At 66.0% G+C, this 10,625-nt stretch carries 6 protein-coding genes; 2 read left to right on the forward strand and 4 right to left on the reverse strand.

What is annotated here, in order from left to right:
- Positions 1-18: 18 nt before the first annotated feature.
- From ACODSK_RS23540 to wecB, 4 genes are read right to left on the reverse strand one after another with little or no spacing between them, the layout of a single operon-like run.
- Positions 19-852, reverse strand: a complete 834-nt coding sequence (locus ACODSK_RS23540) for a DUF4434 domain-containing protein (RefSeq protein WP_489019492.1) — start codon at positions 850-852, stop codon at positions 19-21.
- Positions 852-3,998, reverse strand: a complete 3,147-nt coding sequence (locus ACODSK_RS23545) for an NfrA family protein (protein WP_489019493.1) — start codon at positions 3,996-3,998, stop codon at positions 852-854. The genes ACODSK_RS23540 and ACODSK_RS23545 overlap by 1 nt, the downstream gene beginning before the upstream one ends.
- The gene (gene nfrB, locus ACODSK_RS23550; RefSeq protein ID WP_489019494.1) at positions 3,995-6,169 is read right to left on the reverse strand and encodes a cyclic di-3',5'-guanylate-activated glycosyltransferase NfrB; all 2,175 of its coding nucleotides are present in this window, start codon (positions 6,167-6,169) and stop codon (positions 3,995-3,997) included. The genes ACODSK_RS23545 and nfrB overlap by 4 nt, the downstream gene beginning before the upstream one ends.
- Positions 6,166-7,320, reverse strand: a complete 1,155-nt coding sequence (wecB, locus tag ACODSK_RS23555) for a non-hydrolyzing UDP-N-acetylglucosamine 2-epimerase (RefSeq protein WP_489019496.1) — start codon at positions 7,318-7,320, stop codon at positions 6,166-6,168. Before wecB ends, nfrB begins: the two co-directional genes overlap by 4 nt.
- A 387-nt stretch (positions 7,321-7,707) precedes the next feature.
- Between wecB and ilvA the strand changes: the two genes are divergently transcribed.
- Together ilvA and yiaY are read left to right on the forward strand one after the other, a co-directional pair.
- Complete coding sequence (gene ilvA, locus ACODSK_RS23560) at positions 7,708-9,249, forward strand: threonine ammonia-lyase, biosynthetic (protein ID WP_489019497.1); 1,542 nt, start codon at positions 7,708-7,710, stop codon at positions 9,247-9,249.
- A gap of 79 nt (positions 9,250-9,328) precedes the next feature.
- Complete coding sequence (gene yiaY, locus ACODSK_RS23565; RefSeq protein ID WP_489019495.1) at positions 9,329-10,477, forward strand: L-threonine dehydrogenase; 1,149 nt, start codon at positions 9,329-9,331, stop codon at positions 10,475-10,477.
- The last annotated feature ends 148 nt before the right edge of the window (positions 10,478-10,625 follow it).

The raw sequence follows: 10,625 nt of genomic DNA on the forward strand, positions 1-10,625 counted from the left end.
TCTGCGGTGTGCCCGCAATCAAGGAGCACTGGGCAACACCTTTGCCCAAGGCCGGTAATTCAAGGCAAACACCGCCTGGTCGTGACACCCGGCGCCCATCGCGGGTGCGGCCGGCACCGCCCGGAACGGCTGGCCCTCGGCGCTGACCTGGCGGAACGCTTCGTGAATGATCCCCACCTCGCAGGGCAGGGCGCGGACATAGTCGGCGCGCACCAGCGGCGGCAAGCGCCCGGTGCCCGCGCCGTCCTGCCACCACAGCTTGATGCCCAGCCCGGCCAGTTTGCCGAACCAGCTGGCCTGCACCCCGGGCGCCAGCTTGCCAGTACTGAAGGCGCTGATATGCAGCGGCGCGTCCAGTTTGCGGTTGAATTCCTGCAACTGGCTGAACAAGGCATCCCGTCGCTCGGCCATCTGGAAGTGCAGGTCGTCCAGCTCCATCGGCAGGTACCAGCCCGCCACCGGCAAGCCCCATTGGCGCACCTCGCGCTGCTGGGCCAGGGAGTCGCCGAGTTGCGACTTCCAATAGGCCGCCAGCCCGCCCGTGTCCAGTTCGTTGATCCGGGTGTAGTAGGCGCTGTCCAGGTACAGGCCCAGGACCAGTTCCAGTCCCTGGGCATGGGCCTCCTTCAGGCTTGCGGCGAGCCAGCCGTCGGCACCGCCGAAGCGCTCGTCGCCGTAGCGGGTCCATTGCACCATCAGGGTCTTGCCGCCATGGCTCACGGTATCGCGCCATAGCTGGCGCCACTGCTCGGTGCTGAGCACAGCATCGCGGCTTTGCGGTTGATAGATCACCCGCTGGTCGGCCGCGACCGGCAGGCAGGCCAGCAGTAGGAGAAACAGGATCCGGCGCATCAGAAGGTCAACTCCACACCGAGGAGCACGCCATTGGCGCGCTCGTACAGATTGCCGCCGAGGGACTGCTGGTACTCCGTGCGGACCTTCAGCGAGCCCCGGTATGCGTTGTATTTGTCGTCGTCGAACCACCATTGCCAGCGCAGCCCGACCCCGGCACGCAGGTCCTGGCGCCAGTCGTTGCTCGGGTCCTGGCTGGCGAATTCGAGGAAGCCGTAGGGCATGACGGTCTGCGGCGAGCGGGTGTCGAGCTTCCAGGTGTGGCCCTGCTGGTAGCGCGACAGCCACTGGTGATCACCGGCGCGGGTCCACCAGGAGGCATCGAGGTAGAGGAAGCGTTCGTTCCAGTCGTCCTCGTCGACCCGCCAGTCGGCGCGGTAGTCGCCCTGGTCGAAGAACGAGGCGGTGGCCCGCAGCAGCAGGTCGTTGCTGCTCGACGCATGGCTGCGCAGGTCGCGCCAGTTGCGCCCGACCTTGCCCGGGCTGAACAGTTGGCCGAGGCTGAGGCCGTCGTAGTGGCTGTCGTCGATCTCGCGCTGGTGGTACAGCTCGCTGTACAGGTTGAGGTTGGCGGTGCCCAGCGGCTTCCAGCGCAGGCCGACGCCGGTGCCCATGCTTTGCGCGTAGTCGCTGCGCCCGCTGCCGCCGAACAGCACCCGGCCGTAGACCGAGAAGGTGCTGCCATTGCGGCTTGGCTCGTCGCCCAGGGCGTGGTCCCACATGGCCATCTGCACGTTCTGCGATTGCGCGCGACGTTGCGGGTTGTCGGAGGCGCGGAAGTTGTCGTTGGTGGAAATCCCGGCGGGCGACCAGGTGCTGGCGAGGGTCACCGTATCGCGCCGCGACAGCGCTTCGTGGGCGCGGCGCTGGCGGTACTTGCGTGCCTCCAGGCTGCCGTATTCGTCGTCGCCGCCGACCAGGTCCTGCTCCACATCCAGCACCCGGCGCAGTTCCTTGCGCGCGGCGGCACTGTCTTCCACTTCGTCGTAGCGCCAGGCCAGGGTCTCGCCGAGGCGGTAATCCTCGGGGAAGCTGCGGGTGGCCTGCTCCAGCAAGGGAATGGACTGGCGGCGGACGGCCTTGTCCTCGCTGCCGGCCAGGCGCATGCCGTAGTCGGCGCGGTAGCGTGGATGCTCCGGAGCCAGGCGCACGGCTTCGGCCAGCCAGGCGGTGCTTTGCGCCAGGTCGCCGGTTTTCTGCGCGGTGATCGAGGCGTCGTAGTAGTGCTCGGCGCGGGGCTGGTGCTGCAGGGCCTGGCGTCGCCGTTCCAGGGACTGGGGCAGGTCGCCGCGGCGCTCGGCGATGCTCGCGCCCAGGGCCCAGTCGTCGGCATTGGGGTGGGCGGCGCGGCTCCAGTGTTGTTCGGCGCGCTCCGGGTTGCCGGCGTTGAGAGCGCTTTGTGCGGCGGTCAGGCGTGCGTTGTCGGTCCATTCGCTGGCCGGCAGGCTGTCGAAGATGCGCTGGGCGCCAGCCGCATCGCCCGCGGCCTCGAGGGCGTAGGCCAGGGGCAGGCGGCTGCCGCGATCACCAAGACGCTCGGCGGCCTGGTAGTACACCACGGCCTCGCCGGGATGCTCGGGCATGGCGCAACGGCCCAGGGCTCGCAACTGGCCGGGCTCGGTGGGTTCTGCGGGTATCGCTGCGTGCACCGCGCCGCACTGGCCGCTTTCCGCCAGGCGCGCCAGCAGCAGGGCCCGGCTGGCGGCATCGACCCGCGGGATCAGGGCGACAGCGCGGCGACTGTCCAGCGTCGTGTCGGTCTGGCTGTAGAGCCCGGCCAGGCGTTGCAGCAGCGGGGCGGAAAGCCGACCCTGATGGCGGTCGTAGGCCTGTTCCAGCATGGCTAATGCCTCATGCTTGCGCCCGGCGTTGAGCATCAGGTAGGTAGCCTGGTTAAGCGCATCCAGGCTGCCGGTCTGGCGATACAGGCTTTCCCAGGCGGTGCTGGCATCGCGGCGATTGCCGCTGCCCTGCAGCAGTTCGGCACGCTGTTGGAGAATTACCGGGGTCTGCGGTTGCGCGGCCAGCCAGTCCATGACCTGGCGGGTCTTGCCTTGCTCGCGCCAGACCTCCAGCAGTCGTTGCTGGCGCTGGGCGTCCCAGGGCTGCGGCAGGCGCTGGTTTTGCAGAAGGTCATCGGCGTGCAGGCGCTGGGCGAGAATCAGCCAGGTTCTCGGGTCGTCCTCGGCGCGGCATTGACGAAGCTGGTCGAGGGCGTGCTGCGGGTCATTGCGTGACAGCCACTCGGCGGTCTCCAGGCAAGGCTTGTTCAGGTCGTTGCTGAGTTCCCGTACCAGTGCGCCGTCTTCGCTCTGTCGGGCCAGTTCGAGCAGTTGCTCGCGGTGTTGCGGCTGGTCGCGGTCGGCTTCCGGCAGGCTTTGCAGCCAGCGTCGGGCCTGTTGTTCGTGACCCACGGCGACGGCGCGATCGACCATCGCCAGGCGGGTCTTGCGCGCGGCGTCCGCCGAGGGCGCTTGCGTCAGCAGTTGCTGCAACGGTGCGTCGTCAAGACGCTGCACATAGGCATTGGCCAGGCGCTGCCAGTCATCAGGCTGAAGTTGCCCGTTGGCTGCCAGCGGCGCCAGTTGCTGCACGGTTTCGTCCCAGTCGCCGACCTGCTCGGCCCAGTTGGCCCGGGACTGGCGCAGGATATTGTCGTCGCCGGCCGGGCGTAGCTGGTTCAGCCAGTCCAGGGCCTTCTGCGGCCCGTAGTGCTTGCCCAGGCTCAGGCTGTAGGCCTGACGCAGGCGGATGCGCTGGTTGATCTGGCTGTCGTTCATCCAGCGCTCGACCACCGAGGTCTCGGGTGGATTCTCTTCGATGCGGATCAGGCGCAGTTCAAGCAACTGGTCGCTGTCCTTGCCCTGGGCTTCGGCCAGTCGTTCGGCTTCGTCGTAGCGGTTCTGGTGGGCCAGGGCCTGGATCAGCAGGCTGCGCGCCTCGTCGTTGTTCGGCACCTTGTCCAGCAGGTAGCGGGTCAGGCGCTCCACCTCGGGCCAGTTGTTGTTTTTCGCCTCGCGGTAACTACGGTCCATGTACGGAAAGCTGCGGAAACGCTCGAAATCGCTCATCGGCGCCGCCATGCCGTGCAGGCCGTAGAGGCACAGGAGCAGGCCGGTCACTGCCAGCGGAACAGGCTGCTTCATGCCACCTCCCGGACGATGTTGAAGGCCGCCTGCTGTTCCGCCGCCTGCTCGGCCAGGGCCTCCTTGAGAAGCTGCTCGGTGATGATGCCGCGTTCGATCAGGTAGTCGCCCAGGCTCATATGCTCGGGATCGAAGTCGATCATCACCTGGTTGAACAGGGTGGCCGGGACCATGCCGCGGGTTTGCAGGAGGGTGCCGAGCAGCACCTGGTGATGGCTGACCCGTTCGATCAGTTCGGCGTCGTCCTTGTGCCGTTGCAGGACCGCGAGCATCTGCCGGGTTTCCTCCTTCTGCCAGGGGCTCGGGTAGTGGTAGCGCAGGCCAAGGGTGACCCGGCCCTGGGGGGCCAGGCGGCACAGGACCGGGCGCTTCAGTTGGCGGGCTATGGCGCCCAGGGACACCTGGCTGACCGGGCTTTCGCTGGCCAGGATCAGGGTCTTGCCTTCCACCGCCACTGGCAGCACGCCGTAGTGCATGGCGGTCTTGCGTGGCAGTTGGGCGATCAGTTGCGGATCGATATCGAAGGGATCCAGCGGTGCCCACGGCAGGTCGAGCTGTTCGGCCAGGGTTTCCACCAGTTGTTCGCTGCTGATCAGCTCGCGCACCAGCAGTTCGCGACCGAGCCGGCGGCGTTCCGGGGAGGTGATCGCCGCTTGCAGCTGTTCTTCGTTGATCAGGCCCTTTTCGATCAGGCGCTGGCCCAGCGGAGTCCGCGCCGGTGCGGCAAGGGCCGGGAATTCGTGGGTGGTCTTGTCCCAGGCGACCCGGCGCGAGTCGCCCATTTCCAGGACCTGGCGCAGGGCACGCAGATTGGCGAAGAAATTGACGAAGTTGCTCCACATCATCCGCGGCGCCGACAGCAGGCCCTCGAAGATGCCGTAGTAGCGGGTGACGAACCAGCCGCGCTGGAACAGCCGGTTGAGCAACAGGAAGCCGTTGAGCCAGAGCAGGGTGGTGAGCAACTGGCTGCCTTCGAGGATCGACGGGAAGCGCCAGGCCTCGGGGAAGACCAGGGTGATCAGCCACATGGTCAGCAGCACCAGCAACAGCAGGTTGACCAGGAAGCTCAGCAGGTAGGCGAACAGCCCGCGGCGGTCGCGCCAGAGGAAGTAGTTGAGCGCACCCTTGCGGCTCCAGCCAAGGTTGCTGGTGCCCTGGAAGACGATGCCGACGATCCACCGCGACTTCTGCCGGATCGCATGCTGCCAGTCCCGCGGGAAGTGCTCGCGCACGCAGATCACCTGGGCGAAGCTTTTGCTCATGCCCGGCACCCAGACCCGTTCCAGGGCCAGTTCCGGATCGCTGATGGAGTAGCGGGCGAAGATGCACTTCATGCCTTTCTGCTTGAGGCGGAAGCCGATGTCGTAGTCCTCGGTCAGGCTCTGCACGTCGAAGGCGATGCCGTCGCCGTCTTCCAGCAGGGCACCGATGGCGCGGCGGCTGAAGCAGGTGCCGACCCCGGCGCTCGGCACCTGGCCGGTCAGGGCCTCGCGGACGATAACGTCCTTGCCATGGTTCTCGGCGAATTCGTCGACATAGTGCCCGGCGGTGAAGCCGCGCCACTCGGGGGCGAAGGGGTAGACCGGGATCTGGATCATGTCCTTGGCCGGCAGCAGGTAGTTGAACAACCGCAGCTCCATGGGCGAGATCACGTCTTCGGCGTCATGCAGGATGAAGCCGGCGAATTCGATGCGCGCGTCCCGCTCGAAACGCAGGATGGCGTCGATTACGTTGTTCAGGCAGTCGGCCTTGCTGGTCGGGCCGGGGCGGGCGCAGACCACCTTGTGCACGTTGGGGTAGTGCAGGCACACGGCGTCGACGTCGGCCTGGGTCTGCGGGTCGTTGGGGTAGGTGCCGACGAAGATCTGGTAGTTCTCGTAGTCAAGGGTCGAGGCTGCCAGGCGGGCCATCTCGCCGACCACGCCGACCTCGTTCCAGGCCGGGACCATGATCGCCAGGGGCTTTTCCGCCACCTCGAACAGGCGCTTCTCGTCGGCGCGCTCGTGCTTGGCATAGACGCGGAAGCTGCGCACCAGCTTGCGCACCCAGTAGACGAGGTCGATGAACAGGTCATCCAGGCCGAGGATGAACATCAGCGTGGCGAGGATGATTGCCAGCCACTTCAGGCCGTACAGCACATAGGTGAGGACATCGACCCAGAACAGGCTCATGAGTCGTCGCGCCCGTTGGCGTTTTCCTCGAGCCAGCGGCTCAGTCGTTCGGCGATGCGCTCGCTGGCATGGCCGTCACCTACCGGGAAGAACACCTTGCTCATGCGCTGGTAGGTGGCCGGATCGTCGAGCAGTTGCCGGGTTTCCTTGACGATGCGCTCGCTGTGGGTGCCCACCAGGAGCACCGTGCCGCTTTCGAGTACCGCCGGCCGCTCGGTGACCTTGCGCAGCACCAGCACCGGCTTGCCCAGGGCCGGGGCCTCTTCCTGGACGCCGCCGGAGTCGGTGAGGATCAGGTAGGCGCGGTCCATCAGCCAGACGAAGTGCTGGTAGTTCTGCGGCGCGATCAGGTGGATGTTGGGCTGGTTGGACAGTACCGAGTACACCGCCTTCTGCACCTGCGGGTTGAGGTGCACCGGGTAGACGAATTGCACGTCCGGATAGCGCCGGGCCAGTTCGGCCAGGGCCAGGCAGATACGTTCGAAACCGGGACCGAAATTCTCCCGGCGGTGGCCGGTGATCAGCACCAGGCGCTGGTCGTCGCGTAGTTTCGACAGCGGCGAGTCGGCGGCGGGCTGCCAGTGGCTGTGCTTGAGGTGGTCGCGCATCCACAGCAGGGCGTCGATCACCGTATTGCCGGTGACCTCCATATGCTCCAGCGGCACGCCCTCGCGCAGCAGGTTGTCGCGTGAATCCCGGGTCGGCGGGAAGTGCAGGTCGGCGATCACCCCGGTCAGGCGCCGGTTGGCTTCTTCCGGCCAGGGCTGGCGCAGGTTGCCGGTGCGCAGGCCGGCCTCGACATGGGCGATGGGGATCTGCCGGTTGAAAGCGGCGAGGGCGGCGATGAAGCTGGTGGTGGTGTCGCCGTGGACCAGCACGATGCGCGGCTTGATCCGCTCGTAGGCGGCATCGATCTGCCCAAGCAGTTGTTGCGAAAGGCTGTTGAGGGTCTGGTTCTGGGTCATCACCTGCAGGTCTTCGTCGACCTGCAGGCCGAAGTCGTTGAGCACCTGCTGGAGCATTTCCCGATGCTGGCCGGTGGAGCAGATGCTCAGGTCGATATCAGGCCATTCGCGCAGGACCCGGGCCAGTGGCGCCATCTTGATCGCTTCCGGGCGGGTGCCGAAAACCATCATGACTTTGTAGGGCATTCCTTCGCTCATGGTCCGATCCCTCTGAGGTTTGAGTCATACGGGGGATGCATGGGTGCAGGGTTTGATACAAGCAGGGGAGTCAGGGGTTGTCCAATCGGGGCTGTGCTTTTTTGGGGCAGGGAGTGATGGCTTTGCGACAGGTGTCCCGGCAACTTTTCGAATCAATCGTTGACTTGCCAGAATCGTTTCGCTAGCTTCGCTGGCATGAACACATTCCTGCACCTGCCAGCCCAGAGCATTATTACCGCCATTATCAGATTGGCGGGCTAGCTGGCAGCTGCACCTAACCCGCCCTGGAGGCGGGTTTTTTCTTTCCACTCCTGGGCTTTTTGAAAACACCAGGAGTCATCGATGACCAGCCTCACCGTCTGCACCCCAACCAGCATGGGCACCAGCCTCGGCGCCCCGAACCTGCTGTCGGACTACGTGCGCCGCATTCTGTCCGCGCCGGTGTACGACCTGGCCATTGAAACGCCCCTGCAAGCGGCCCGCGCCTTGTCTGCGCAACTGGGCAACCAGGTGCTGCTCAAGCGCGAAGACCTGCAACCGACTTTCTCCTTCAAGATCCGCGGTGCCTACAACCGCCTCAGTCGGCTGACTCCGGAGCAACGTGCCCGCGGGGTGATCACCGCGTCCGCCGGCAACCATGCCCAGGGCGTGGCCCTGGCCGCTCGCGAGCTGGGGATCGTGGCGACCATCGTCATGCCGGAGACCACCCCGGCACTGAAGGTCGAGGGCGTGCGTTCCCGTGGCGGCAACGTGGTGCTGCATGGCGATGCCTTCCCCCGAGCCCTGGCCCATGCCCTGCAAATGGCCCAGCGCGATGGCGCGACCTTCGTGCCGCCGTTCGACGACCCGGACGTGATAGCCGGGCAGGGCACCGTGGCCATGGAGATCCTCCGCCAGCAGCCGGGCGCGCTGGACGCCATCTTCGTGCCGGTAGGCGGTGGCGGGCTGATCTCGGGGATCGCTGCCTACGTCAAATACCTGCGCCCGGAGGTCAAGGTGATCGGCGTCGAGCCGCAGGATTCCAACTGCCTGCAAGCGGCCCTGGCCGCCGGCGAGCGGGTGGTGCTGCCGCAGGTCGGCACTTTCGCCGACGGCGTGGCGGTGGCGCAGATCGGCGCCCATTGCTTCGATATCTGCCGGCATTACGTGGACGAAGTGATCACCGTCAGCAGCGACGAACTGTGCGCGGCAATCAAGGACATCTACGACGACACCCGCTCCATCACCGAACCGTCCGGCGCCCTGGCCGTGGCCGGGATCAAGAAGTACGTGGCTGCCCGTGGTGTGACCGGACAGACCCTGGTGGCGATCGACTCCGGCGCCAACGTCAACTTCGACCGCCTGCGCCATGTCGCCGAGCGCGCCGAACTGGGCGAGCAGCGCGAGGCGGTGATCGCCGTGACCATCCCCGAGCGTCCGGGCAGCTTCCGCGCCTTCTGCCAGGCCCTGGGGCGGCGGCAGATCACCGAGTTCAACTACCGCTATCATCCGGGCAAGGAAGCGCGTCTGTTCGTTGGTGTGCAGACCCATCCGCTGACCGACCCGCGCGAGGCCTTGATCGCCAGCCTGGGGGAGCAGGGCTACGAAGTGCTCGACCTGACCGACAACGAGCTGGCCAAGCTGCATATCCGCCACACCGTTGGCGGCCATGCCGGGCCGGGGGCGGATGAGCGCGTGCTGCGTTTCGAATTCCCCGAGCGTCCGGGGGCGCTGCTGGGCTTCCTCGAAAGCCTGGGCAAGCGCTGGAATATCAGCCTGTTCCACTACCGCAATCATGGCGCCGCCGATGCCCGGGTGTTCGCCGCCTTGCAGGTGCCGGAGGATGAACGCGGCGACCTGCCGGGCCTGCTGGATGCCATGGGTTATCGCTACTGGGACGAGACCGATAATCCGGCTTATCGCCTGTTCCTCGGCTGAATTGTCCTGGATCAACACGTGCGGCTCATTGGCGGCGGATGCTGAAAGCACCGAGATAGAGCCACTGAGGGATAAGACCATGAGCAGCACGTTTTTCATTCCAGCCGTGAATATCATGGGCATCGGCTGCCTCGACGAGGCCATGACCGCCATTGTCGGCTACGGCTTGCGCAAGGCCCTGATCGTTACCGACAGCGGTCTGGCCAAGGCCGGGGTGGCGCAACGCATCGCCGAGCAACTGGCGGTCCGCGATATCGATTCGGTGGTGTTCGACGGGGCCAAGCCCAACCCGAGCATCGCCAACGTCGAGCAGGGCCTGGCGGTGTTGCAGCGGAGCAAGTGCGATTTCGTCATTTCCCTGGGCGGCGGCTCGCCCCATGACTGCGCCAAGGGCATCGCCCTGTGCTCCACCAATGGCGGCAAGATCGCCGACTACGAAGGTGTCGACCGCTCGGCCAAGCCGCAGTTGCCGCTGGTGGCGATCAACACCACCGCCGGCACGGCCAGCGAGATGACCCGCTTCTGCATCATCACCGATGAAGCGCGGCACGTGAAAATGGCCATCGTCGACCGCAATGTCACGCCGATCCTGTCGGTCAACGACCCGGCGCTGATGGTCGGCATGCCCAAATCATTGACCGCCGCCACCGGCATGGATGCCCTGACCCACGCGGTGGAGGCCTACGTGTCGACGGCGGCCACGCCGATCACCGATGCCTGTGCGCTGAAGGCCATCGAGCTGATCAGCGCCAACCTGCGCCAGGCCGTGGCCAATGGTGAGGACATGCCGGCGCGGGAGGCCATGGCCTATGCCCAGTTCCTGGCCGGGATGGCGTTCAACAACGCTTCGCTGGGCTATGTGCATGCCATGGCGCACCAACTGGGCGGCTTCTATGACCTGCCGCACGGGGTATGCAATGCGGTGTTGCTGCCTCATGTGCAGCGCTTCAATGCCAAGGTCAGTGCTGCGCGCCTGCGTGATGTCGCCGGGGCATTGGGCGTGGAGGTGCGCGAGCTGGGGCCGGAGCAGGGCGCAGCGGCGGCTATTGCGGCGATCGAGCAGTTGAGCCGGGATATCGACATTCCGCCGGGGCTGGCGGTGCTCGGGGCCAAGGTCGAGGATGTACCGATCCTGGCCAGCAATGCCCTGAAGGACGCCTGCGGCCTGACCAACCCGCGCCCGGCCAGCCAGGCGGAGATCGAGGCGGTGTTCAAGGCGGCGTTCTGATCAGGGATCTGCTCTGACCTTCAGTGCTTCATCGCTGGCAAGCCAGCTCCCACAAGTGCCTGAAAAATCAATAAGTTATGTGTTTTTCTATGAGAGCTGGCTTGCCAGCGATGAGCATGGGTATCTACACATCTCAATTAGGCGCAAC

Source organism: Pseudomonas sp. FG98 (assembly GCF_057808595.1).

What these genes read in the sequence shown, in the direction of transcription:
- ilvA (WP_489019497.1), top strand. Translation starts at nt 7,708, where the DNA reads ATGGGCACCAGCCTCGGCGCCCCGAACCTGCTGTCGGACTACGTGCGC.
- ACODSK_RS23540 (WP_489019492.1), bottom strand. Translation starts at nt 852, where the DNA reads ATGCGCCGGATCCTGTTTCTCCTACTGCTGGCCTGCCTGCCGGTCGCG.
- yiaY (WP_489019495.1), top strand. Translation starts at nt 9,329, where the DNA reads ATGAGCAGCACGTTTTTCATTCCAGCCGTGAATATCATGGGCATCGGC.
- wecB (WP_489019496.1), bottom strand. Translation starts at nt 7,320, where the DNA reads ATGCCCTACAAAGTCATGATGGTTTTCGGCACCCGCCCGGAAGCGATC.
- ACODSK_RS23545 (WP_489019493.1), bottom strand. Translation starts at nt 3,998, where the DNA reads ATGAAGCAGCCTGTTCCGCTGGCAGTGACCGGCCTGCTCCTGTGCCTC.
- nfrB (WP_489019494.1), bottom strand. Translation starts at nt 6,169, where the DNA reads ATGAGCCTGTTCTGGGTCGATGTCCTCACCTATGTGCTGTACGGCCTG.